Raw genomic sequence first — 25896 nt, 5'->3', positions numbered from 1 at the left:
AAGTAACAATGCATAAAAAGGCAATAACTTATGGCAATTCTCTTATTGGCCGAACATAATAATCATTCCTTGTCAGAAGAAACTGCAAAAGCACTCACTGCCGCTCACTTAATTGGTAGTGATGTCGATATTTTGGTCTGTGGAATGAAGGTTCAATCGATTGCAGAAAACAGTGCCAAATTAGCTGGTGTTCGGCAAGTACTTATTGCCGAAGCTGATTATTTAGCACATCAATTAGCCGAACCTATGGCAGCAACAATTGTTGAACTCGCCAATAACTATGATGTCATCATGGCAGCCTCTACAAGTATTGGCAAAAGTGTAATGCCACGGGTGGCTGCTTTCCTTGACCTTATGCAAATTTCAGACATCATTGCTGTTGTCACGCCTGATACTTTTAAACGACCAATTTATGCAGGTAATGCCATTGAAACCGTGCGTGCAAATGACTACCAAAAAATTATAACAGTGCGCACAGCTTCTTTTGCTCCAACTCCTCAAGGAAATTCCGCACCTATTAAAACAATAACACCAGCCCCTAACCCAAACCTTTCTTCTTTCGTAAAAGAAGAAACCAACATAAGTGATCGCCCTAACCTTACATCAGCACGAGTCATTGTAGCAGGTGGACGTGGATTTGGCTCGCAAGAGAAGTTTATGGAACTACTTATACCGCTCGCGAACAAACTAGGAGCTGCAGTGGGGGCTAGTCGCGCAGCAGTTGATGCAGGCTATGCCCCAAATGATTGGCAAATTGGACAAACGGGAAAAATCGTCGCGCCTAAACTCTATATTGCCATAGGCATCTCTGGTGCCATTCAGCATCTAGCAGGAATAATGGATGCACAAACCATTGTGGCTATTAATAAAGATGAAGAAGCCCCCATCATGCATATTGCTGATTACGCACTCGTAGGTGATCTTCACCACATCATTCCTGAGTTAGAGAAAGCTTTATTATGAACGTACTTATACATCACCAACGTGAAAGTATGGAATTTGATGTAGTAATTGTAGGAGCAGGACCTGCAGGCCTTTCTGCCGCAATTCGTTTGAAACAAAACAACCCAAAGCTTTCTATTGTAATTCTCGAAAAAAGCTCAGAAATCGGTGCTCACATTCTATCAGGTGCAGTGGTTGATCCTATCGGTATAAATACACTTTTACCAGAATGGCAAAATGAACAAAATCATCCTTTCAAAACACCTGTCACTAGCGATCAATTTTTTCTACTGAAGCCAACAAGCACTAAAGTATTACCTAATATTTTTCTCCCAAAAATCTTATCAAATGATGGTTGTTATATTGTTTCACTGGGGAGTGTTTGCCGTTGGTTAAGTAAAAAAGCCGAAGTGCTTGGCGTTGAAATTTATCCCGGATTTGCCATATCTCAGGTCCTTTATAATGATAAAGGAGCTGTTATTGGTGTTCTCACAGGTGATATGGGCATTGAAAAAGAGGGAACACCTGGAAAAAATTATATTCCTGGCATGGCTTTACTAGCGAAATATACTCTCATTGCTGAAGGAGCGCGTGGCTCAATTGCTAAACAACTCATACAAAAATTCGATCTTAGCAAGAACCGTGAACCACAAAAATTTGGTCTTGGTCTTAAAGAACTTTGGGAAGTTGATTCCTCAAAGCATAAACCTGGTTTAGTTCAGCATTTCATCGGCTGGCCATTGGATAACAACACTGGTGGTGGAGGTTTTCTTTATCATCAAGAAGACAATTTAATTTCTGTTGGCCTTGTTGTACACTTGGATTATAAAAATCCTTATCTCTCTCCTTTTGAAGAATTTCAACGTTTCAAAACACACCCCAAACTGTATGAACTTTTAAAGGGTGCAAAGCGCCTTGCTTATGGTGCACGTGTCATCAGCGAAGGTGGCTGGCAATCTGTACCAAAACTCATCTTTCCTGGTGGTGCACTCATTGGATGTTCTGCTGGCTTTGTTAATGTACCTCGTATAAAAGGCTCACATAATGCCATATTATCCGGTATACTAGCAGCTGACAAAATAGCTGATGCCCTTGCCCAAAATCGTACCCATGATGAAGTCAAAGAGATCGAAGATCATTGGCGCAAAGGTCCTATCGGAAAAGATCTTTATATATCACGTAATACCAAGCCTCTCTGGGCAAAATATGGTACAAAATATGGAATTAAGCTTGCTGTATTTGATATGTGGTGGCAACAGATTTTTGGCTTTTCTTTATTTAGAACACTTTCTCATGGAAAACCAGACTATGCATATTTGGAACCAGCAGAAAAATTTCAACCTATTATTTATCCAAAACCAGATGGTATTGTGACTTTTGATTGTCTTTCTAGTGTAGCACTTTCCAATACGCATCATATGGAAAATCAACCTTGCCACTTAAAAATAGCCTCACTGGAAAAACATAAGAACTCTGAATATGCAATCTATGGGGGACCTTCTACACGCTATTGCCCCGCTTGTGTCTATGAATGGCTAGACCATAATGATCATAAAATTTATATCATTAACGCCTCAAACTGCATCCATTGTAAAACATGTGATATTAAAGATCCTAACCAAAATATCAATTGGACTTGCCCGCAAGGAAGTGAAGGACCTTTTTACCCAAATATGTAATTAGTGCCTTATTATCTTTTTCCGAAAAAAAATTTAAAACCCCTACATTTTAATAAAAATACAATTTTTATTCAGGTAAATTCTGATTTATACTACTAATACATACGCTTATAAAAGTACATCTGGCTTTACTTCCCTAACCCATGTTCTAATTAACTAAGCTAGACTACTCTTATCAGAAAAACCAAGCGTATACCCATTATTCGATCAGTTAATAAAAAAGGCCATGCAGATGCGCAGCCTTTTTACGTAAGAATGTTATGGAATTAATTACGGAACAACGATAAAATATTCTGACTACCTTGGTTTGCAATAGAAAGAGCTTGAATACCAAGCTGTTGCTGAACTTGCAAAGCAGACAATTTTGTAGATTCTGCATTCATGTCAGCATCAACCATTGAACCAATTTCTGCATCAACATTGTCTAGTAGTCTTTTAGCAAAGTCGAGCTGGATATTCACCAAGTTAACTGCAGCACCAATCTTAGCACCAGCAGTAAGAGTTACATCCACAGCATCACGCACTGTATTCTGAAGACTACCTAGAAGAATATGTTGTGCCTCTACAGACAATTTATCAACCTCAAACATTTCAGTGAATTCAGCTAAGGAAATCTGATCAGTTACTTCTTTAAAAGCAGCTTTTGCTTCATCTCAATCTTTTTGCCCACCTTCTAGTTCTTTCTTAGCTTCTTCTAATGCCAATGCAGCTTTTGCATCAGCAACTTTATCTTCTAACTCTTTGTATGTTTTTTTGCTTTATAGAAAGTCTCAAGAGCTTTATCAAAATTTGGTTTTTCTTCTCTAAATTCTTTTGTTGCTTCTACCGCTGATCCGAAAATGTTCTGCAAAACACCTTCAGTCATATCAATGGTGCCATATCCTCACCGAGAACACCAAAATTCAACTCACGACCACCAATTTCAATCATATCAACATAGACAGCTGCACCTTCACGATGATAACCAGAAGCTATGCTAACAGTTTGACCACCATTGGAAGTATGTTTTTGCCACCAAACGAAGCAAACTAAACTGCATTCGAAATATTCTTCATATTCGCTTTCATCGATTCTTGAAGCTTTGCAATATCACCACCACTCTTTTCATGAACAGAAATCATTGATTTTTGGATATCATCAAGTGCTTCTTTGGTTAGATCAACAGCTGTAGCAGCAATGCTCACCTGTTCTTTACCCAAGTTAATGGCATCAATAACAGCGCTCATTGTGTTACTGTCATGTCTCATCATTGATGAAATAGACCAGTAAGCTGTATTATCAGCAGCACTGTTAATACGCAAACCTGTTGAAACATGGTCTTTTGATTTATCTAAATTAGAATCAATAGTATAGAGCGTCTGCAATACAGTTATCGCAGATCTATTAGTAAGTATACTTGAACCCATAATCTCGTCCTTATAACGAAAATAATTAAAAAGGAACATGCTATTTTTATAGCTAATGATAGAACGACATCATATCTGTCAGGTATGTCATATGACCTATCATTTTATAAAAGTGATCAGACTAAAAATATTGTTCAAGCACTTTTTTGATCTGTAGATAACGTTTCAATTCTTTGCTTTCAAACATATTTACTATTATTGATTCACAAATAATTGATGAGGAACCTTTAAGCTTCAATAACTATTGTTCTCAATGTAAGTAAAATTATTATTTTTCTGCAAAAAACTAAAAACCCCATATTTTAATAAATACAATTTTTATTCAGGTAACAATTTTGATCTATACCACTGATGCGTGCGACTTTTAAAGCATAGATACATTTGGCGTTATTTTCTTAATACACGATACATGCTCTAACTAACAGAATTAAACTTCTTTTCTTAGAAATTAAGCATAGTTCTATTGATGATCACGTTAAAGAAAGTGAGGCGTGATAGAATAATTTGTAGTTATTTTGTTGTGCTGCAAGTGAATGATTAAAAATTGAAAATAAGGAGAGAATGGCGCATTATAATATCAATAAGGTTTTCAAATTTTGAGTTATTTGCAGAGGTTTGTAGAAAAAATCGTAGAACAAACATGAAATCAGTATTCATAATGAAATTTTGCAATGCATTTTCTACTCTAAAATTTGTTGTATAGAATTGATTTTGTATCTTAAATTGGCATTTTCGAAAGAGACATAATATATTAATATTATACTGAAATTTTGTAACTTTTAATGAAGAAAATACTAAGGTGATTGACGTGAATATTTTTTCTCTTTATTGCTGCATTATCTAACATCTGTATAGAGAGGAAAAAGAGTGTGGTCCCTGTCACACGCGAAGCTATTCGTGAAGAACTGCGTAAAATTAAAGGACCAAATTTTAAAAGCGATATTGTATCGCTTGGATTGCTTTCAGAAATATTCATTACAGGTGGTAAGGTTTTCTTTTCCATTACGGTTCCCCGTGAACGTGCACAAGAATTAGAACCATTACGCCGTGCTGCTGAAAAAGTAGTGTATGCTATGGATGGAGTTGAAGCAGTTGTTGTCACGCTTACGGAAGAAAAACAATCGCTGACATTTTTTCAAACGGACAAAAATGCAGCTTTTTCTATGCAGAAGCGTAAAGCAAATACATTGCCTATGAAAATGCCGATAGAAAATGTACGGCATATCGTTGCTGTTGCTTCTGGAAAGGGAGGAGTTGGTAAATCTACAATAGCAATAAATATTGCTTTGGCTTTACAGGATGCTGGTTTTAAAACGGGGGTGATGGATGCAGATATCTATGGCCCGTCTTTGCCACGTTTGACAGGACTTGTAAATCAAAAACCACAATTGGTTGATGGCAAAAAAATTCAACCTCTTGAAAAGTTTGGCCTTAAATTAATGTCGATGGGCTTTTTAGTTGAAGAAGAAAAACCAATCGTGTGGCGTGGTCCTATGGTGATGGCAGCTGTAACTCAATTATTAAAAGATGTTTTATGGGGGCCTCTCGATGTTTTGGTAGTTGATATGCCACCTGGAACAGGGGATGCACAATTAACACTAGCTCAACAAGTGCCGTTAACGGGTGCGCTAATCGTTTCTACTCCGCAAGATCTTGCATTAGTTGATGCACGCAAAGCTGTAGAAATGTTTACAAAAGTCAAAGTTTGCATTCTGGGGCTTATTGAAAATATGAGCTACTTTATTGCGCCTGATACAGGAAAACGCTATGATATTTTTGGCCATGGTACTGTGCGTACAGAAGCGGAAAGCCGAGATATTTCTTTCTTGGCAGAAGTACCACTTGACGCAACTTTCCGATTTTCTTCAGATGGTGGAGTGCCAATTTTTGTTGCTGAGCCGAAAGGTAGGCATGCCAATCTTTACCGTGCAATTGTTCATCAGATAAAGGGAAGATTTTCTTAATTTCATTGTTTTATTGAATAAAGTCTCACCTAAAGTAATCCTAAAATATAAGGAAGTGTTTTAATGGTAACTATGATGCGTGAACGCTTGATTGTGGGGTTAGACGTTCCGGATATTAAACAAGCAGAAAAATTGATCATCCAATTGGGTGATCGTGTCAGCTGGTATAAAATCGGTTATCAGTTGTTTTTTTCTGGTGGAATGGAATTAGCCAAAGATCTTATTCAAGCGCAAAAAAAAGTGTTTTTCGATATGAAATTGTTAGATATCGATCATACCGTTGCTAGAGCTGTAGAAAATATTGCAAAATTAGGTGTTTCAATGCTGACGATTCATGCATATCCAACAGCAATGAAAGCAGCTGTTGCAGCGGCTAAAGGAAGTGATTTATGTTTACTGGGAGTAACAGTTTTAACATCAATGGATGAGGCCGATTTAAAAAATGTTGGTTATAAAGACACTCCCCAAAAATTAGTGCTTAAAAGAGCTGAGCAAGCACGAGAAGCAGGGATGGATGGCATTGTTGCTTCAGCACTTGAAGCACAAGCTTTGCGAAGAGTGATTGGAACTGATATGGCATTAGTAACGCCGGGGATTCGTCCTGTGGGGAGTGATAAGAATGATCAAAAACGGGTTATGACGCCAAGAAAAGCATTGGATTCTGGTGCAAGCCATCTTGTTGTGGCACGACCTATTATTCAAGCTGTTGATCCTTTGGCTGCAACAAAGAAAATTTTGGCAGAAATGTCTGACGATTGTTCCTAGGATTATTGCTAAAGTTTTGTAGAGAAAGCATTGAATATGCAAAAGAGTGTGAGTGAAAAAGTATATTTTATAGGTTCTCATGCCTTTTGTGCACCAGTTATAGAACCAGCACTTTATTTAGTGGCAACACCTATCGGAAATCTTGCAGATATAACTATTCGTGCTTTACAAGTTCTTGCACAAGTCGATATTTTAGCTTGTGAGGATACGCGGGTGACACGTGTTTTGTTAGAACACTATGGTATTCAGAAAAAAACATTTCTTTATCATGAGTATAACGCACAAAAAGTAGGGGTAAAATTATTAGAAGCTTTGGCAGAAAATAAAACAGTGGCTCTTGTATCAGACGCTGGAACACCACTTGTTTCTGATCCAGGATTCAAATTAGTAAAAGAGGCGCGTAAAGCTGGTCACAAAATCGTTCCAATTCCTGGTGCATCAGCTCTTTTAGCTTCTATTATAACAACAGGGTTTCCTACAGATAGTTTTTTCTTTGCAGGTTTTTTAAGTGCGAAGAAAACGCAGCGCCAAAAGCGGCTGGAACAATTAAAATCGATACCTACAACCTTAGTGTTTTATGAATCGCCTCATCGCCTTATAGAGACTTTGCAAGATATGGTTACTATTTTTACAGCTGACCGGTCAGCTGCAATATGCCGTGAATTAACAAAAAAATTTGAAACTATAGATGTCTCCAATTTAGAAAACTTAGTTGAGAAGTATGGAAAACAAGCTCGTATTCGTGGAGAAATTGTTATACTCGTTGGAGAGGCAACAACATCTTTAGAGAAAATGAGTACTCAAGAAATTGATGCGATGTTACTAGAGTTGCTCAGTATATATCCTGCGGCGAAGGCAGCTGCTTTAGTTGCAAAAAAAACAGGCTTGAAAAAACAAGAACTTTTCCAACGATCAACTCTTTTAAAGGGAGGATGAGGTTTATGCAAAAAAAGCATAAGAAAAAATCCTTTTATAAAGGTATTCGAGCCGAAAAGTGGGCAGCTTGGTGGTTGCGCTTGAAAGGATTTCATATTGCTGAAATGCGTTTTAAAACAAAATGTGGAGAAATTGATTTAATTGCGCGGCGTGGAAATCTTGTTTTAATTGTTGAAGTGAAAGCACGTTCAACATTAACTGAAGCAATGACCGCAGTTTGTCAGGTAAATGAAAAACGCATTATATCGGCGGCTAACGTCTGGTTAGCACGACAAAAAGATTACTCTCTTTTATGTGTGCGCTTTGATTTAATTGCAATTTTACCGTGGCGTTGGCCACGTCATATTCCCGCATTTATTGAGTCTCATAGATAAAGTTTTCTATGCCGTTTTATTATATCAGCCAAAAATATTTTGTTTTTGTGTGCGTATACATTAAAAATGTCTCGTAATTTTATTTGATAAGCTTAAAATTTTTGGATTGATTATTCTCCCTATTTATTGCGTTGCTTCTTTTTTAATTTTTAGACGCAAATAAAATGCGTTAACTATTTGGAAAACTATAAAATGAGTGTTTTTTGCATTTGTCTATTTGATGTAAATTTCTATCTCTCATAGAGTCAGGAGCATTATAGTGCATTCTGTTTCTTGTTCATATGAGATTTTCTTTCATTACCTGAGTGAGACAATTGCGCTAAGTGGCAAGATGTGTATCTTAATTTTAGAATAATGCTATACAGATGCAAATTTATAGTCTTTATGACTTAAGTCATATTTTGCTTTGTCTGGATTATAGGAAAATAATGGCCTTACTTACATTGCGGGTAGCCTACTGAAGTCTTTAAGAATATTTATTATCAACTATTAGTGAATCAATAACAGTAAAGTATGTTAAGAGCTGATTTGAGATCCACTTTAAGTTGTAAAAATGAGGAGAGACATGAAAATTGGCTTTTTGGGAACGGGTACAATTAGTGCTGCAATGATTGATGGCTTAATGGCCAGTGCTTTTGATGTAGATTCAATTATCGTTTCATCACGCAATGCACAAATAGCAAAACGTCTTTCTAACGATTACGATAAAGTCATAATTGCTGAAAATAACCAAGCATTGCTAGACAGTAGCGATTGTGTTTTCCTTTGTCTGCGCAGCCAAGTTGCTGAAGAGATATTACGCTCTCTTTGTTTTCATCCAGAACAACTTGTTGTTTCTGTACTTGCAATGGCTAGAGCAGCAGATATTGAGAAATGGATAAATCATAAAGTTTATCGTGCTATTCCTCTTCCTTTTGTAGCAGAATGCAAAAATTTAACACCAATCTATCCCGACCATCCATTTTTACGTGCCATGTTTGATAAGTTGGGTAGCACATTAGCGCTTGAAAAGGAAGATCAGTTTAACCTTTTCATGACAGCTGGATCACTTATGGGGGTGTATTTTAATTTTATAGAGACGGTACATCAATGGTTGATAACACAAGGAATAGAAAAATCTCAGTCAGCAGATTTTCTTTCTATGATGTTTGGTAATCTTGCTGATGAAATGCGCAAAACAACAAAAGCTCATTGTTCAACATTTATTGATTTTGCACTTCTTGAGAGAGAATTTTCAACCAAGGGAGGAACAAATGAACTTTTATCAAATTGTTTTTCTAACCAAGGTGGGCATACTGCTTTAATAACGGCTCTTAAAACAACTCTGCAAAGAATTGAAACGTTATCTACAGATCAAAAAAGTGCTTGAACAATATTTTTAGTCTGATCACTTTTATAAAATGATAGGTCATATGACATACCTGACAGATATGATGTCGTTCTATCATTAGCTATAAAAATAGCATGTTCCTTTTTAATTATTTTCGTTATAAGGACGAGATTATGGGTTCAAGTATACTTACTAATAGATCTGCGATAACTGTATTGCAGACGCTCTATACTATTGATTCTAATTTAGATAAATCAAAAGACCATGTTTCAACAGGTTTGCGTATTAACAGTGCTGCTGATAATACAGCTTACTGGTCTATTTCATCAATGATGAGACATGACAGTAACACAATGAGCGCTGTTATTGATGCCATTAACTTGGGTAAAGAACAGGTGAGCATTGCTGCTACAGCTGTTGATCTAACCAAAGAAGCACTTGATGATATCCAAAAATCAATGATTTCTGTTCATGAAAAGAGTGGTGGTGATATTGCAAAGCTTCAAGAATCGATGAAAGCGAATATGAAGAATATTTCGAATGCAGTTTAGTTTGCTTCGTTTGGTGGCAAAAACATACTTCCAATGGTGGTCAAACTGTTAGCATAGCTTCTGGTTATCATCGTGAAGGTGCAGCTGTCTATGTTGATATGATTGAAATTGGTGGTCGTGAGTTGAATTTTGGTGTTCTCGGTGAGGATATGGCACCATTGATATGACTGAAGGTGTTTTGCAGAACATTTTCGGATCAGCGGTAGAAGCAACAAAAGAATTTAGAGAAGAAAAACCAAATTTTGATAAAGCTCTTGAGACTTTCTATAAAGCAAAAAAACATACAAAGAGTTAGAAGATAAAGTTGCTGATGCAAAAGCTGCATTGGCATTAGAAGAAGCTAAGAAAGAACTAGAAGGTGGGCAAAAAGATTGAGATGAAGCAAAAGCTGCTTTTAAAGAAGTAACTGATCAGATTTCCTTAGCTGAATTCACTGAAATGTTTGAGGTTGATAAATTGTCTGTAGAGGCACAACATATTCTTCTAGGTAGTCTTCAGAATACAGTGCGTGATGCTGTGGATGTAACTCTTACTGCTGGTGCTAAGATTGGTGCTGCAGTTAACTTGGTGAATATCCAGCTCGACTTTGCTAAAAGACTACTAGACAATGTTGATGCAGAAATTGGTTCAATGGTTGATGCTGACATGAATGCAGAATCTACAAAATTGTCTGCTTTGCAAGTTCAGCAACAGCTTGGTATTCAAGCTCTTTCTATTGCAAACCAAGGTAGTCAGAATATTTTATCGTTGTTCCGTAATTAATTCCATAACATTCTTACGTAAAAAGGCTGCGCATCTGCATGGCCTTTTTTATTAACTGATCGAATAATAAATATATTGCTTAAGTCAATAAACTTCAAACTTCTTGCGTCTTTTTAAAACACGAAAAAATAATCTAAGATTGACTTTTTTATGCTTTTCCTTATAGGGTAACATTTACCTTAGAATTATCTGATAGAGTAAGATTATTCATCGAGCATATTATTGTGCTATAGAACTAAGAAGGGCCGCACAACGGTATTTGGATAAATGAAACGTACTTATCAACCCTCTAAACTTGTTCGTAAACGCCGCCATGGATTCCGTGCCCGTATGGCAACAGCTAGTGGGCGTAAAATCATTTCAGCTCGGCGTAATCGCGGACGCAAGCGGTTATCTGCTTGATTCTTTGAATTTTTATAATAGACTGAATGTCGTTAGTTATTTTTTCGTTATGAATCTTTGGTGCCTGTCTTTTCTGTAAAAGGCAGGCATTTAATAAAGCTACGAAGCATCTTTCATGAAGCAAAAACATCCCCGCCGCATTCGTAAAAGAGCAGATTTTTTGGCTGTACGCACAGGAGAAAAACGACGTGGTCCTCTATTTCTACTTGAAATTAAACCTCGTAAACAAACAGTAGAAATAAAACATCCTCTTGTTGCACGTGTAGGCTTTACTGTAACGCGTAAAAATGGCAATGCCGTCAAACGTAATCGCATTAAAAGGCGTCTACGTGAAGCAGTCCGAGTTGGAATAAAAGACAACATAGAAGCAGGAACTGATTATGTCATTGTAGCTCATCCCGATGCACTTCACGCACCGTTTTCATCTCTGATTAATGAATTAAACCGACGAATAAAGCCAAAAATTAAAAACCAGCAACGGCAATAGGATAAGTACAAATGGAATATAATCGTAATTTTTTTATCGCCATTGGATTGTCTCTTATTATTTTTGTTGCATGGCATTTTTTTTATGTTGCTCCCCAACAAGCAAAACTACAAGAAATGCAAATGGCACAGCAATTGTCAAAACAAAGTTCAGAAATTCCCTCAACTGATACGCATTTCTCTGATGCTGCTCAAACAAGTGGATCGGGATCTATATCTGATCGCCCTATGACACCTGAAAATCGTAGTGCAGAATTGGCCAAAATAAACCGTATTGCAATTAAAACTGATGAATTGGAAGGTTCCATTAATCTTGTTGGTGCACAATTTGATGACCTTTTCCTTAAAAAATATCGCTTAACTGTAGATAAGGGGGCACCGAAAATTGCTTTGCTCAATCCCAATGGATTTAATACAACCTATCTTGCTGAATTTGGTTTTACGAGTTCATCTCTACCAGCAGCAGCATTGCCACAATCTCATACACAATGGCAGATAGAAGGTGAAAATACAACTTTAACCCCTTCAACACCTGTCACTTTAATTTATGATAATGGACAAGGACAAATTTTCCGTCGTACTCTTTCAATCGACAATCATTACATGTTCACCATTGAAGATTCTATCAAAAATGAAAGTGACAATCCTATATATCTTTCGCCTTATGCCCGAGTTGCACGTGCCGCTCCACCAGAGCATACAAATGCAACTTATTTGCTCCATGAAGGTATGATTGGTATCGCGGGTGATTCACTCAAAACAGAAACATATAAAAATCTAGAAGAGCTCAACCCAAATCCTGAAAATGGTCAGAAAAGTATGATCTTCTCCAAAGTTACAGGAGGTTGGATTGGTATTACCGATAAATATTGGGCTGTAGTGGTTATTCCCCCACAAAATCAAGAATATACAAGTCGTTTTATTTATTTTAATCAACTAAATACCCACTATCAATCCGACTTACAAAGTTCTCTTTTAACAGTTGCCCCCAATGAAACAAAAACTATTACAAATCGTCTCTTTGCGGGTGCAAAACAAGTTGAGATTATTAACCGTTATCAAAACCAATTAAAGATTAGGAAATTTGGTCTTTTAATTGATTGGGGTTGGTTTGATTTCATCACCAAACCAATGTTCGCTCTTATTGATATTTTTTATAAACAAACAGGAAACTTTGGTATTGCCATTCTTCTTGTTACAGTGCTCTTGAAAGTACTTCTATTCCCGCTTGCTAACAAATCTTATAAATCTATGGCGCGCATGAAGTTAGTGCAACCAATGATGCAAGAAATAAAAGAAAAATATGCAGATGACCGAGTTAAACAGCAACAAGCAGTAATAGAATTGTACAAAACCCAAAAAATTAACCCCCTTGCGGGTTGCTGGCCAATGCTAGTTCAATTTCCAATATTTTTTGCTCTTTATAAGGTTCTTTATATTACCATTGAAATGCGACATGCACCTTTCTTTGGTTGGATTCACGATTTAGCAGCGCCTGATCCAACGTCTATTTTTAACCTATTTGGCTTACTACCCTATGAAGTGCCAACATTTCTTATCCTCGGTGCATGGCCTTTAATCATGGGAATAACAATGTTTCTACAGATGCATATGAACCCAACTCCTCCAGACCCAACACAAGCTATGATTTTCACATGGATGCCTGTCATTTTTACCTTTATGCTAGCTTCCTTCCCTGCTGGTCTTGTTATTTATTGGGCATGGAATAATACATTGTCAATTATTCAACAAGGCATCATGATGAAACGTCAAGGCGTGAAAATTGAGCTTTTTGACAATCTTAAGGCTATGTTTCATAAGAAATCTAAAAAAGAAAAACATAAATGACAAAACATCCTATAACTTCTGGGATTTTTTTTTGCAATTGGATATTCATTCGCAGTGTGCCTGCAATACAATGTCTTCCACCTGAAGGCCCCCCAGAAATTGCATTTGTAGGACGCTCTAATGTTGGAAAATCTTCCCTAATCAATGCATTGGTGCAGCAAAAAGGTTTAGCACGCACTTCAAATACACCAGGGCGTACTCAGGAACTTAATTACTTTATACCTGAAAACTTAAGTGATCAGAAAGAAGACTTTCCCCCTATAGCACTTGTCGATATGCCTGGTTATGGTTTTGCCAAAGCTCCTAAAAATTGCGTTGAAGCGTGGACACGTCTGATCTTTAACTATTTGCGAGGGCGCACAACACTCAAACGTGCTTATGTGTTAATTGACTCACGTCATGGAATTAAAAAAAATGATACAGATGTCTTGGATCTTCTTGATAAAGCAGCAGTTTCTTATCAAATTGTTTTAACCAAAAGTGATAAAATCAAACCGAATGCACTTGAAACTTTAGTAACTACTACAAAAAAAAATATTTTAAAACATCCGGCTGCTTATCCAGAGTTGCTAATCACCTCTTCACAAAAAGCTTTAGGTTTAGAAGAATTACGTACTGCCATTTTGCAAGCAGTTACGCAATAAGACGATATCTTTATTAAATATAAATATCTCTATTAATAGATTATTAAACATAACTGTTAGCAATTACTAATGTTCTTGTTCCTTCAACAAAGCACCTTTATAAAAATCCCTATTATATTAAAAATCTATCGACTCTATTTAAGCACATAAATTATGCTCACACTTTTTCATCATCCTCTATCTTCTGCCTCTCGTTTCATACGTCTTATTCTCGAAGAATATGGTATAGCAACCCATCTTATTGAAGAGAATGAATGGGCAAGGAAACCTGAGTTCCTTGCACTCAATCCAGCAGGACATTTGCCCGTTTTCCTTGCTGAACATGAAATACCATTATCGGGTGCCACTGTGATTTATGAATATTTAGATGAAACTCGTGGTAGTTTACGACCAGATAAACAATTTTTTCCAGCAAACCCTTTAGAACGCGCCGAAGTGCGCCGTCTTAATGATTGGTTTTTAAACAAATTTGAAAATGAAGTTACGCGCCATATTGTGCGAGAACGAATCTATAAACGTGAAATGCCATTGGCTATTGGTGGCGGAGCTCCCAATTCGCAAATTTTACGTAGTGCACGTGCTAATATTCCACCACACATGAATTACTTAAATTGGCTTTGCACATCTCGTGATTGGTTAGCTGGATCTATACTCTCCTATGCAGATTTAGCAGCTTCAGCTTCTATTTCTGTACTTGATTTTCTAGGAGAAATTGACTGGGAGCAATCTCCTGCTGTTCGAGAATGGTATATGCGGATCAAATCCCGCCCTTCTTTTCGCTCTCTTTTAAATGATCGGATCCGTGGAATTACGCCCAGCTCCCATTACGCTGATTTGGACTTCTGATCTGTCAATGAATACTGTAATTTTTAGAACTATCTTATATTGACCAATAGGAGCAATCTTAACTAAAATTTTTATCAAATTGTAAAAAAAATTCCTGTATATTATCAATCTCAAAGAAAGCATTCAATTTTGCTCATATAACAACTCGCAATAATATTATTGAAATAATTTACATATAGGTAAACAAAAGGCGTTCTTAAGTTTACAATTAATATACATTGTACAACATAAATTTATTATTTATTTTAGTGAAATACAAAAATTACAATAAAATCAAAAAATATACTATGAAAATACTTTACCTACATTTGCAGTATTTATTGCTATAATAATAAAAAATATATTTCTTACAAAATTCTACATAAACAAGCCATCAGCTTAAACTGCTAAATGTGCTAAATTTAGCTTTATATAAAAAAAGAATAGTTGGCAAAAAGAAAAGAATTTGCCTATAATCACAGAGTAAAGTGTCATAAGGAGAAAAACATGCGCCTTGCAGTTGTTGGTGCCAATGGGAGAATGGGGCGTGCGTTAATTACAGCTCTCCAACATAGAAAAGGCGTAGAACTTTGTGGTGTGCTTGTGCGCAAAGGATCATCTTTTGTAGGGAAAGACACCAGCGTATTGATTGGTTCAAACCTTCTTGGAATTCCAATCACTGATAATCCTGAAAAAGCCTTTTCTGACGCTGAAGGTATTTTAGACTTTTCCCAGCCACAAGCCACTATTATCTATGCTGATTATGCGGCCCAAAAAGGCATTGTCCACATTATAGGAACAACAGGATTTAGCAAAGAAGAAGAGGCACAAATTGCAACTTCTGCGATGCACACAACCATTGTCAAATCTGGGAATATGAGTCTTGGAATTAATCTTTTGGCTGACCTTGTAAAGAAAGCAGCTAAAACATTAACATCTGAAGAATTTGATATTGAAATTTCCGAAATGCATCATTCTGGCAAAGTTGATGCTCCTTCTGGAACAGCTCTTCTTCTTGGAAATGCAGCAGCAGAAGGCCGCAATGTGCAGTTCCAAGATGTCTATGTCAGTGAACGCAAAAGCTCTATAGGCGCACGCAAAAAAGGCACTATTGGTTTTGCCTGTTTACGGGGTGGAACAATTGTCGGAGAGCATAGTGTTATTTTTGCAGGTCCAAATGAACACATTGTTCTTTCACATTCAGCACAAGAACGTTCTATTTTTGCCAACGGTGCATTAAAAGCAGCTTTGTGGGCAAAAAATCATAAAAATGGTCTTTATTCAATGCTGGATGTTTTAAACCTGAACGATTAACGTTAATCAATCAACTGCAGGAAATTTATAATGGGACGTACACTTGTATTAATCCGTCATGGGCAAAGTGAATGGAACCTTAAAAATCTTTTCACGGGTTGGAAAGACCCAGATTTGACAGAAAAAGGTCATGCAGAAGCAATAAAAGCAGGAAAAAAACTAAAAGAATCTGGCTTAAAATTTGATGTTGCTTATACATCAGCCTTACAGCGTGCACAAAAAACTGCTCAGCATATTTTAGAACAAACAGAACAAACAGATTTGCAATTGATAAAAAATTCAGCATTGAATGAGCGTGATTATGGTGATTTATCCGGCTTAAATAAAGATGATGCTTGTCAAAAATGGGGGAAAGAACAAGTGTATATATGGCGCCGCTCTTATGCCATTGCACCACCTAATGGAGAAAGCTTGCGTGATACAGGTGCACGTGTCTGGCCTTATTATTTTTACCATATCCAGCCCCATATTTTGCGCTCTCAAACTGTTTTAATTGTAGCACATGGTAATTCTCTGCGTGCTCTTATTATGGCACTTGAAGGTCTAGGTAGTGAAAAAATCATATCTCAAGAATTAGCAACCGGTATCCCTATTATTTATGACTTCAATTCCGATTCAACAATTTTATCAAAAAAAATCATTACGCCTTAAATCATTATAATTGTAATTTAGGGAAATAAACACCTTAACTCTAATATTTTAGTGAACTAATGATCATTGACAGAGTTACTTCTCAAGCTTAGATAAATTCTATTGCCCAGATGGCGGAATTGGTAGACGCGCAGGTTTCAGGTACCTGTACTGCAAGGTGTGGAGGTTCGAGTCCTCTTCTGGGCACCATTTTTTGTCTTTAATATATCGGAATATATAGATTTTTATTTAATTTGATAATTTTTAGACCATCTTTTAGTCTATCTTTTGCGGCTTATATAACTTTACTTAAATTGTTCCTATTTGCAGCTTATTTTCTTTGAAAAATAAGACTTTTTTTCTCCATCTTACTGCTCTACCTAATTTATATGGTTCGGAAAAAGCTTCTTGCATCACCCAATTCGAACCTTTTGTTGATACGTTGAAAAGCTATGTACATTTACGTGTTGTGACATATCTATCGCCATCATTAAATATCATTTCATTGCCTCTCTCTTCTTATATTACATAAATGGATGGTAGAGGCGCTCAAGGAGACATGTAAGTAAAAGAGCGCCCTCATAGGGTTAAGCAGCTTGTATAAAGATTTGCATTTCTTGTTTATTTCTTCTAAAAATGTTTCGACAGCTTTATTGATGCGTTCAATTTGTTCATCATCGCGTGAAATGCGTTAATTTTTATACACAAATGAGTGTATTGGCCTTTAAGCCAAGGATTATAGCTGACAAAATCACACCATTTTCTCCCTGTGCAAGCCATTTAGAATTGCATTTGTAGGATATATTCAGGTTTGATTTACTATCCAACAAAAAACGTACATGCGTTGTTAGTTGAGAATATTTGATCTTTATAAGACCTTCATCCCCAATGAGACCATTAGGAATAACACCTGCCATTTTAATTGTAGGATGAGGAATAAATCCGCATTTGATAATAGTGACCTTACGTTTGAGGCTGTATTCTTTAATTACCTTCTCTTCACGCTTATTTTCCCATTTTATAACTAACATTTCATAAGATGATATTGTTTCACCTTCTAAGCATTTTGGGATGAATTTATTTTTGTAGTCTTTATATCTACTTGTCGGCAAGCTTTTAGTTATTTTACTGACAATGCTGTCACTGCTTGAAGCAGTAACTTTTCTTAAACGAGCTTAAAACCACTTTGTTTGTGTTTGTTTTTTTACTCTTTGATTTGCACAAGCAATTCATCAGATACCCTCTCGTTTTGGAGATTATAATTAATCTCATTTGTGGCAAATGATCTCGTGAATATGATCGGCTACACCTTTTTCTTTATAAAAAGCTTTATTCTTCTTCATAAAAAAGGACCAACAGAATCGAGGGCAAGACGTGCATATTGTTTAATTGCTTCATTCTGCAATATGCTAAAAGGATATTTTCGCCAATATTTTGTATCCTGTTCGCATTCTTTTAAATATTAGGTGATTTTTATTGGATATTTAATGTTTTCCAAATACATAGCGCATGTAACAGAAAGCAGATTATCTTTGTTATCGGTGTTTTTTTTGCAGAGTGCTTCACGAAATTTTTGTTCTGATAAATTATATTTCTGCGCTACTTTTGCTATAAAGGAAGTTTTCATCATTATTTTTATTAATTTTGGATACACCTTACTTTTAGCGTGAAAAACACGTGTATTAAAAAGGGTCGTGCCTTAATTGATATCTTTTAATATGCGCGCTGTCTTTGAATTTACTCCTACAAGCATACTAATCCCTTGGCTGTGATTTTTGCGCTAGAAACGGTCTTTTCTATTCCACTGGTATTTGAAGATGCAGATTATACAATTCATTAGTTTTTTTATTAGTTTTACTTTAATAATGATAATAAAAACCCTCTTGGAATACAATAATAAACCCCATAATAAATGTGAAAATAACTAGAAAATCTTTGGGCTCTAATTCTAACATTTTTGCTGCTTGGGTTAAACTAAACAGTCCATAAGATCGTTAAACATTCAAGTTATTCTGCCTTGGAGTCAACTCAGCAATGATATGATCCTTGCGCTCATTCGCCTTGGTAAATATTTGTTTATAGGCTATGGAATAGGCATAATACGCTTTAGCATTATTTAAATTAATTAATGTAGTGACACAAAATGAAGAATTTTAAAAGTTTAGGAGTAATTTTATCTATAATATTATTGTAAGGTATGAAGTTTTATCTACAACACAAAAAACAAGAAATATTAAGGGAAGTAGAAGATATTACTTATGCTGTTCCGTAAACAAAACATTTAAAACTTCAAGCTTCTTCTCATCTCCAAATGAAGTACAAGTTATATGCTTTATATCTTCCCCGGAAATGTTGAATCCAGTTATTATGTATGACACTTGTATTTCTGAGTGCATTAAGAATAGCCATTAATTTATCCACAAAAGGTCTTTTTCCTTCACTGGGCAGCCTATATTATACACGAAAGAAAACAGGACAATCTTTTCATATCACATCTATTTATAGCATTAAGCATTACTGAGACAGAAGCTGAAGGAAGAGTAAGAATAACAATCTTAATGAAATGACTTGATGTCTGTATCAACGATATTGGAGGAATGCTGCTTAAACTAAGAGATTGTGTTACTGTACTTGTTCTTAAAGAAATTAAAAACATAGTGATGTATTATTAAAATCATTTTGATTATTTATATAACAACACCGAAAGTAAGCACATATAAGCTTATCTTGCATAAAAAAAGCTTTGAAATATATTGTAAAGCATTGTTTTTAAGACAAAGAAAAAATCAACATTTTGTAAATTTTTTGATGTAAAAATAACATTACGTATTTAAACTATTACCTTTGGAGAAAAATATGAATACAAAATGTTTAATAGCTACATCTATTTTCACTTTAGCTACAATTTCTTTAGTACAAGCAGCAGATAGTATAGTTTTTAAAGAAAATTACAAAATGGGTGTTTCACCAATTGTTAGACCCCCTACTTTTTCTTGGAGTGGTTTTTATATTGGGGGGCAAGTTGGTGGTTTCTCAAGTAAGATTTCCGCAATGAGTCATGATGATGATATTCCCTTACTTCCTGATAAGAGTGGTAGACCTAAAAAATGGGTTCCAGTTAATGAAAAATTTTTGCCTAAACTTTCTGGTTTCATAGGTGGTTTTTATGCAGGTTCCAATGTTGATCTCAGTAATGGTCTTATCCTAAGCATTGATACGGATATACTTCTATCTGCACGAAAAAATACAAACACTATCGTAATTACCCCCCCATCTACTGTAGATGATATGCTAGGAGAAAATAACTTAACACCAAATAATGAGAATAGCCAACACCAACGGTTAAGAAGAGATGTCCAATTAAGAGAAAATACAATTAATATAGAAGAGGCACAAAAAAATAGTATAACATTTAAGTATACTTTAAATCAAAAATGGACTGGTGCTACACGGATACGTATCGGTTTTGCTGCGGATCGTATTATGCCTTATATTGCTGGTGGTGTTGCTTATGGACAGTTCCAAAATATTCTATCGCTATCAAGCACAGCAACACACGACAAAGAGCTTAATAATGTGGTGGATGAAACAAAAACAATGATTGGTTACACTTTCGGTGCGGGTATTGATTTTGCAATGACCGATGATATTATTTTGCGTGCAGAGTACCGTTATTCGGATTTCGGAAAAAAGAAATTTGCTAAAGATAGCTTTGAACTTCATTACAAGACTAATGATTTTCGTGCTGGAGTATCTTATAAATTCTAATTTCTTGTATATTGTATAACTTAATCACTAAAAAGCCTTGTTTCTAACAAGGCTTTTTTATTTGTTACATTTTTTCTATAAAAAATTATTATACAGTATAATTAAACTTAGCATAAAAAACATACTCCTACACATCGCAATAAATCAAACTTTAGGAAACAATAAACAATTTTAATTGTTTAACCCGCTATATTGATAGATTCAAAATATTTTTGAAACACTTATATATCAAAGCCAATAGCTAAAAATTTATCAAACTATTCCTAGTATGAACATCGCATATTATTCTAAAGATAGAGTCTTGTTCAAAAAAAATCCTTCACATATAATTTTTTGCCACTGGATTATCCATTGAACAAGTAAAAACAGTTTTAACAATCTCAAATAGTATTGATGTTATTTTTGCCATTCAGTTCCGTAAGTTTAAGCCAAAATTGTAATGGCAATAAGCTAAGTCTCTAATTTTTATATTTCGCCATGCATTACTTACTTCAATCACTAGTTCTTCTCTCTATTAAGGAACACTATTTTTGAACCTCTCTTTCCTCCTTAATTTTTCTTTTTATAACCTGTAACACTAGTGCTTATTGGCGTTTTGTCTCAAACAAGTAAACACCATTAATAGAGCTTTTTTATTTCTAAAGTGTATTCGTGTCACATTTGAACCATTGTGAGCACTCTTTCTAAGACAGTGTAATTCTTATCTGCTTTATCAGCAAAAGCATAAATATTCTCAAAAAAAGACAAAAACAATATCATCGTTCATTGTCCTATAACTTTGATCAGCATCAGCAATTTATTTATAACCCCACAAAGCGGACATAACAAAAGTTGCTCAATGCGGTCGCCAATAAAGAAAATAATAATATATTCCTAGCACACCATAAATACTATAATATGCCCTCATCATCCATTGCAGTAAGAACAGTACAACCATTTACAAGAGCTCATCTTACAAAAGTTCCCGCACCTAAAAACTCACAATAAGAGGCCCCATTACACCGCTATAACACTGTACTACTCTTTAAAGAGCATCACATCATTACTCCTTTAGTAAATAGATTATTACAAATGATCATGGCAATGAGATGCTTTATTTTCAAGGTTTATTTAAAACGGATATAGCTCCTAAAGACCTGGCATTATTAGGCGTACCCTTTCCTTCTATCAATATCTCCCTAGATTGAAACATAGACGCAGATCATGCGTTGTATATCAATACTCATAGAAGGAGATAAACAAATGGAAACGCGCATTCCAACAGAAACATCATTAAATCCACATTTTCATGGAGAAAAAATTGTGGAACCTCAGCGTCCACTATTTCATAGGCCTCTTTCTTGGTCAGCTCTTTTTGCAGGACTGATTACAGCTATTGCTACTTCAATTTGCTTTTCTTTTTTGCTCGCAGCTTTAGGTTTAGGACAAATTGACCTCTATTCTTCTGCACCTTTTGGAGGAGTTTTGATGTCTGTTGGCATCGGTTCCATTATTGTGATGTTTCTTAGTCTTGCTATTGGTGGCTTTGTTGCTGGATATTTTGCAAAACAAGCAGGAGCAGCACATGGCTTCTTAACCTGGGCTCTTCTCATGCTTCTTATAACACTTCAGACAACTCTGTTCGTTTCCGGAGCAGCACACATGGGGGCTCAAACTCTCTCAAGCGTTGCATCTAGCTCCAAAAACGCTATTTCTAGCCTAGGAAAAGGGATCGATACCCTCTTCTCATCTCCAGACTATGACTATTTTAACAAACTGTTGAGTGATAAAAACAGCCATAAAATTGATTTTGATAAACTAGGCAAGGATTTACGAACAGTACTTAACGAAAGTAATATTCCAGCTCTTAACCCTGAACGTTTGAATAGCGTTTATAAAGAAAGCTTAAATGATATACAGTCTGTCATCACAGCTTTGATGCATAATCCTACCGGTTATTCTGTCTATCTTAAGAAGCTAGGAAATCGTTTATCTAGCCGCCTTGAAACGATTACAGATAATATTGATCGCAAAGATGTCATCCGCGCTCTTACGAGCAATGGCATGACCCAGGCTGAAGCTGAACATACTGCAGATCGTGCAATCACTCTTTATCAAGAAGCACGGGTAAAAACTGAACAGGCAATCAAAAATTTCAACCAACAAGTCGACACATTATCTCATTACCTTGAAGAAACAGCAAAGAGCGCTCAAAGCTTTGCAGACAAAGCCATTGGAACAGCTTCTACAATTGGGTGGTGGAGCTTTTTAGGTAGTCTTATCGGCGCTGTCATTGCGACTGTATGTGGCTATTATGGTGCCAAAAGCCGTAAACATTGCTGCCTACTTAAAAGCTTTGCTTAAAAAGCACTGCTGCAATGGATCATAATTGATCATCACAACAAGAAAGCTGCTAACTCATGGCAGCTTTCTTAAAAGGAGAAACAATTACCTCTAGCATTTCGAAAGATGGATAAGTACATGCTTGAAACACCTACCAACTTATAAATTTTATACACTTTATCATTAGAGAAATGCTGATCCTACCACCTTCATTTATCTGTTTGATAGATTTATGATAAGCGCATTCAGAGTGATTGTAGCTTTTTTAGGCGCTAATGTTAAGGTATGCTTTCCAGATGGAATTTAAGTGAGTAAAGTTGATAAAAAAGGCCTTTTCTCTTTTTTATAAGCGTTTTTATTATCTTAATGGAATATGCACGATAACCACTTTTTTTACAAAATGACCATATGCCCTTTCTGACTTTGAGCTTGAACAGATTTATTGAGCACTGCCACAACATCTTTTATAATAATCATACATGAATAAGAACAGACGCTTTGTGCCCTATCATTTATATACTATATACCCTACCCTTTAAACGAGATAGATACACCCATTTACCCGTCTGTAGTAAGATATAAAGGAAGTGCAGAAGACAATAAGCCCTTACCCCTCTTAAAAACACAGCAGACATATAAGAGCCGTGCAAACATAAGAACTATGTATTGTGCTATGAAGAGAGAAGAGACTTTTAGAGAAATGGTCAGATAAGAATATTTTACAGCGGATATGAGAACTTTAATAGTAAGGTAAAGCCCTAAGAAGCAAATATTAATTTCCAATGGTGGTGTTTTTTTAGAAGAGAGTACAGATTTTGTCAGAATTTTTTTTGGTTGCGGGGGCAGGATTTGAACCTGCGGCCTTCAGGTTATGAGCCTGACGAGCTACCGGGCTGCTCCACCCCGCGCCATTGCAGAGATCCCACAGTTATTGTGACGATGATATTGTTTGTAACAAAATCACTTGACTGCTGACCTCTATTGGAAACTGTTTGAGAAGACCATTGTATGTTTTTAACAGACCTGGCAGTGACTTACTCTCCCGTGCCTTAAGACACAGTACCATCAGCGCTGGAACGTTTCACGGCCGAGTTCGGGATGGGGATCGGGTGCAGCCATTCCGCTATAACCACCAAGTCAGCTAAGAACATATCAATGAACGAGAACTGGTTTTTTTGCTTAGTTTTATTTGAGTTTTTTATTTTAGAATGAACATAGGGAATGGGAACGATCAAGCCTATCGAACGATTAGTATCAGTAAGCTTCATATGTTACCACACTTCCACACCTGACCTATCAACGTGGTGATCTTCCACGGTTCTCAGGGAATACTCGTTTTCAGGTGGGTTTCCCGCTTAGATGCTTTCAGCGGTTATCCCGTCCGTATATAGCTACCCTGCTATGCGGCTGGCGCCACAACAGGTCCACCAGAGATACGTCCATCCCGGTCCTCTCGTACTAGGGATAGATCCTGTCAATATTCCTACACCCACGGCAGATAGGGACCGAACTGTCTCACGACGTTCTGAACCCAACTCACGTACCGCTTTAAATGGCGAACAGCCATACCCTTGGGACCTGCTCCAGCCCCAGGATGCGATGAGTCGACATCGAGGTGCCAAACAACCCCGTCGATATGAACTCTTGGGGGTCATCAGCCTGTTATCCCCGGCGTACCTTTTATCCGTTGAGCGATGGCCCTTCCACACGGGACCACCGGATCACTATGACCGTCTTTCGACTCTGTTCGACTTGTCAGTCTCACAGTCAGGCAGGCTTATGCCATTGCACTCAACGAACGATTTCCGACCGTTCTGAGCCTACCTTCGCGCGCCTCCGTTACTCTTTAGGAGGCGACCGCCCCAGTCAAACTACCCACCATACACTGTCCTGAATGCGGATAACGCACTGCAGTTAGACATCCATATCCATAAGGGTGGTATTTCAAGGGTGACTCCACAAGAGCTGACGCCCCTGCTTCAAAGTCTACCACCTATCCTACACAGATAGACACAAATGCCAGTGTAAAGCTATAGTAAAGGTGCACGGGGTCTTTCCGTCTAACCGCAGGAACCCCGCATCTTCACGGGGAATTCAATTTCACTGAGTCTACGTTGGAGACAGCGGGGAAGTCGTTACGCCATTCGTGCAGGTCGGAACTTACCCGACAAGGAATTTCGCTACCTTAGGACCGTTATAGTTACGGCCGCCGTTTACTGGGGCTTCAATTTAATGCTTGCACATCTCCTCTTAACCTTCCAGCACCGGGCAGGCGTCAGACCCTATACATCGTCTTGCGACTTCGCAGAGCCCTGTGTTTTTGGTAAACAGTCGCTACCCCCTGGTCTGTGCCACCCTTTAACGGTTGCCCGCAAAAGGGTCACGCTTCTTCCGAAGTTACGCGTGCAATTTGCCGAGTTCCTTCAACGTAGTTCTCTCAAGCGCCTTGGTATTCTCTACCTGTCCACCTGTGTCGGTTTCGGGTACGGTCTATATGTGGGAGCTATTTCCTGGGACTACTTCACTGCAAGATCAATCCAATAAGACCTTACAATATACGCAATCCGTCACTTCCCACAGGTCCACGAATATTAACGTGGTTCCCATCGACTACGCCTTTCGGCCTCGCCTTAGGGGCCGACTCACCCTGCTCAGATTAACTTTAAGCAGGAACCCTTGGACTTTCGGCGAGGGAGTCTCTCACTCCCTTTATCGTTACTCATGTCAGCATTCTCACTTCCGATACCTCCAGGAGCTCTCACGAGTCTCCCTTCACAGGCTTACGGAACGCTCCGCTACCACTTACTCATATGATTCATAAGAGTAAATCCACAGCTTCGGTGTATGGCTTGAGCCCCGTTACATTTTCGGCGCAAAGACCCTTATTTAGACCAGTGAGCTGTTACGCTTTCTTTAAATGATGGCTGCTTCTAAGCCAACATCCTGGT

Annotated in this window: 22 protein-coding genes, 2 tRNA genes, 2 rRNA genes and 3 pseudogenes (1 of these 29 running past the window's edge); 20 read left to right on the top strand and 9 right to left on the bottom strand. The window is 37.0% G+C overall.

The genetic code is table 11. The features are described from left to right. The first annotated feature begins 30 nt into the window (after positions 1–30). Both ME3_RS02200 and ME3_RS02195 read left to right on the top strand, forming a co-directional pair. Positions 31–963 (top strand): electron transfer flavoprotein subunit alpha/FixB family protein, encoded by a 933-nt coding sequence (locus ME3_RS02200; RefSeq protein WP_007476719.1) that lies wholly within the window; start codon positions 31–33, stop codon positions 961–963. Further along, on the top strand, positions 960–2621 hold the full coding sequence (locus ME3_RS02195; protein WP_007476718.1) for an electron transfer flavoprotein-ubiquinone oxidoreductase: 1662 nt from the start codon (positions 960–962) through the stop codon (positions 2619–2621). The genes ME3_RS02200 and ME3_RS02195 overlap by 4 nt, the downstream gene beginning before the upstream one ends. A 266-nt stretch (positions 2622–2887) precedes the next feature. Here the strand turns inward: ME3_RS02195 and ME3_RS06805 are convergent, their stop codons facing one another. The 3 genes from ME3_RS06805 to ME3_RS07150 all read right to left on the bottom strand — a co-directional run bounded on the left by ME3_RS06805 (position 2888) and on the right by ME3_RS07150 (position 4027). Next, complete coding sequence (locus ME3_RS06805) at positions 2888–3211, bottom strand: flagellin (RefSeq protein ID WP_007476703.1); 324 nt, start codon at positions 3209–3211, stop codon at positions 2888–2890. A 143-nt stretch (positions 3212–3354) separates the two neighbouring features. Continuing rightward, on the bottom strand, positions 3355–3486 hold the full coding sequence (locus ME3_RS07305; protein ID WP_007476704.1) for a hypothetical protein: 132 nt from the start codon (positions 3484–3486) through the stop codon (positions 3355–3357). 163 nt (positions 3487–3649) lie between these two features. Further along, entirely contained in the window at positions 3650–4027 is a 378-nt protein-coding gene (locus ME3_RS07150; RefSeq protein WP_007476705.1) for a flagellin N-terminal helical domain-containing protein, read from the bottom strand. A gap of 869 nt (positions 4028–4896) precedes the next feature. Here ME3_RS07150 and ME3_RS02185 point away from each other — a divergent pair. From ME3_RS02185 to ME3_RS02120, 16 genes are all read left to right on the top strand, one after another. Next, positions 4897–5991, top strand: coding sequence for an Mrp/NBP35 family ATP-binding protein (locus tag ME3_RS02185; RefSeq protein ID WP_007476715.1), 1095 nt, complete (start codon positions 4897–4899; stop codon positions 5989–5991). 63 nt (positions 5992–6054) lie between these two features. Beyond that, the gene (gene pyrF, locus ME3_RS02180) at positions 6055–6756 is read left to right on the top strand and encodes an orotidine-5'-phosphate decarboxylase (RefSeq protein ID WP_007476712.1); all 702 of its coding nucleotides are present in this window, start codon (positions 6055–6057) and stop codon (positions 6754–6756) included. A 48-nt stretch (positions 6757–6804) separates the two neighbouring features. Continuing rightward, a complete protein-coding gene (gene rsmI / locus ME3_RS02175) occupies positions 6805–7692 on the top strand; it encodes a 16S rRNA (cytidine(1402)-2'-O)-methyltransferase (protein ID WP_039952474.1) in 888 nt (295 codons plus the stop codon). 5 nt (positions 7693–7697) lie between these two features. Further along, positions 7698–8066 carry a YraN family protein gene (locus ME3_RS02170; RefSeq protein WP_007476708.1) on the top strand — a complete coding sequence of 123 codons (369 nt, stop codon included), beginning with the start codon at positions 7698–7700 and terminating at the stop codon, positions 8064–8066. A gap of 565 nt (positions 8067–8631) precedes the next feature. Further along, the gene (locus tag ME3_RS02165) at positions 8632–9435 is read left to right on the top strand and encodes a pyrroline-5-carboxylate reductase (RefSeq protein ID WP_007476706.1); all 804 of its coding nucleotides are present in this window, start codon (positions 8632–8634) and stop codon (positions 9433–9435) included. A gap of 134 nt (positions 9436–9569) precedes the next feature. Next, entirely contained in the window at positions 9570–9947 is a 378-nt protein-coding gene (locus tag ME3_RS07145; RefSeq protein WP_007476705.1) for a flagellin N-terminal helical domain-containing protein, read from the top strand. Positions 9948–10110: 163 nt separating this feature from the next. Then, complete coding sequence (locus tag ME3_RS07300) at positions 10111–10242, top strand: hypothetical protein (protein ID WP_007476704.1); 132 nt, start codon at positions 10111–10113, stop codon at positions 10240–10242. Between the two features lie 143 nt (positions 10243–10385). After that, positions 10386–10709, top strand: coding sequence for a flagellin (locus tag ME3_RS06790; RefSeq protein WP_007476703.1), 324 nt, complete (start codon positions 10386–10388; stop codon positions 10707–10709). A gap of 267 nt (positions 10710–10976) precedes the next feature. Continuing rightward, entirely contained in the window at positions 10977–11111 is a 135-nt protein-coding gene (rpmH, locus tag ME3_RS02155) for a 50S ribosomal protein L34 (protein WP_007476702.1), read from the top strand. Between the two features lie 115 nt (positions 11112–11226). Continuing rightward, positions 11227–11598 carry a ribonuclease P protein component gene (gene rnpA / locus ME3_RS02150; protein ID WP_007476701.1) on the top strand — a complete coding sequence of 124 codons (372 nt, stop codon included), beginning with the start codon at positions 11227–11229 and terminating at the stop codon, positions 11596–11598. A gap of 11 nt (positions 11599–11609) precedes the next feature. Then, entirely contained in the window at positions 11610–13445 is a 1836-nt protein-coding gene (gene yidC, locus ME3_RS02145) for a membrane protein insertase YidC (RefSeq protein ID WP_007476700.1), read from the top strand. Continuing rightward, positions 13442–14089 (top strand): ribosome biogenesis GTP-binding protein YihA/YsxC, encoded by a 648-nt coding sequence (gene yihA / locus ME3_RS02140; RefSeq protein ID WP_007476699.1) that lies wholly within the window; start codon positions 13442–13444, stop codon positions 14087–14089. Before yidC ends, yihA begins: the two co-directional genes overlap by 4 nt. Before the next feature lie 153 nt (positions 14090–14242). After that, entirely contained in the window at positions 14243–14935 is a 693-nt protein-coding gene (locus ME3_RS02135) for a glutathione S-transferase family protein (protein WP_007476698.1), read from the top strand. Between the two features lie 486 nt (positions 14936–15421). Continuing rightward, the gene (dapB, locus tag ME3_RS02130; RefSeq protein ID WP_007476697.1) at positions 15422–16228 is read left to right on the top strand and encodes a 4-hydroxy-tetrahydrodipicolinate reductase; all 807 of its coding nucleotides are present in this window, start codon (positions 15422–15424) and stop codon (positions 16226–16228) included. Between the two features lie 30 nt (positions 16229–16258). Beyond that, positions 16259–16879: a 2,3-bisphosphoglycerate-dependent phosphoglycerate mutase gene (locus ME3_RS02125; RefSeq protein WP_007476696.1), complete on the top strand. Its 621-nt coding sequence runs from the start codon at positions 16259–16261 to the stop codon at positions 16877–16879. Between the two features lie 104 nt (positions 16880–16983). Further along, positions 16984–17068: transfer RNA gene (locus ME3_RS02120), tRNA-Leu, on the top strand. A 99-nt stretch (positions 17069–17167) separates the two neighbouring features. On the opposite strand, the pseudogene ME3_RS07140 reads toward ME3_RS02120, so the two are convergent. The 3 pseudogenes from ME3_RS07140 to ME3_RS07135 all read right to left on the bottom strand — a co-directional run. Continuing rightward, positions 17168–17359, bottom strand: a pseudogene (locus ME3_RS07140) (helix-turn-helix transcriptional regulator). A 100-nt stretch (positions 17360–17459) separates the two neighbouring features. After that, positions 17460–18087: pseudogene (locus tag ME3_RS02115) on the bottom strand (lambda exonuclease family protein); the annotation flags it as partial. A gap of 1023 nt (positions 18088–19110) precedes the next feature. Beyond that, a pseudogene (locus tag ME3_RS07135) lies at positions 19111–19294 on the bottom strand (helix-turn-helix domain-containing protein); the annotation flags it as partial. 420 nt (positions 19295–19714) lie between these two features. On the opposite strand from ME3_RS07135, the gene ME3_RS02110 reads away from it, so the two are divergent. Continuing rightward, entirely contained in the window at positions 19715–20626 is a 912-nt protein-coding gene (locus ME3_RS02110; RefSeq protein ID WP_007476693.1) for an outer membrane protein, read from the top strand. Between the two features lie 1242 nt (positions 20627–21868). Beyond that, positions 21869–22969 carry a YrzE family protein gene (locus tag ME3_RS02105; protein WP_007476688.1) on the top strand — a complete coding sequence of 367 codons (1101 nt, stop codon included), beginning with the start codon at positions 21869–21871 and terminating at the stop codon, positions 22967–22969. Between the two features lie 810 nt (positions 22970–23779). Here the strand turns inward: ME3_RS02105 and ME3_RS02100 are convergent. From ME3_RS02100 to ME3_RS02090, 3 genes are all read right to left on the bottom strand, one after another. Beyond that, positions 23780–23856, bottom strand: a tRNA-Met gene (locus tag ME3_RS02100). 113 nt (positions 23857–23969) lie between these two features. Then, positions 23970–24085: ribosomal RNA gene (gene rrf / locus ME3_RS02095) — 5S ribosomal RNA — on the bottom strand. A gap of 90 nt (positions 24086–24175) precedes the next feature. Next, positions 24176–25896 (bottom strand): 23S ribosomal RNA (locus ME3_RS02090); it runs 1100 nt beyond the window's last position.

It is taken from the genome of Bartonella melophagi K-2C (assembly GCF_000278255.1).
In the GTDB taxonomy this organism is placed as follows: domain Bacteria; phylum Pseudomonadota; class Alphaproteobacteria; order Rhizobiales; family Rhizobiaceae; genus Bartonella; species Bartonella melophagi.
This window is presented reverse-complemented; position numbering and strand designations above follow the sequence as displayed.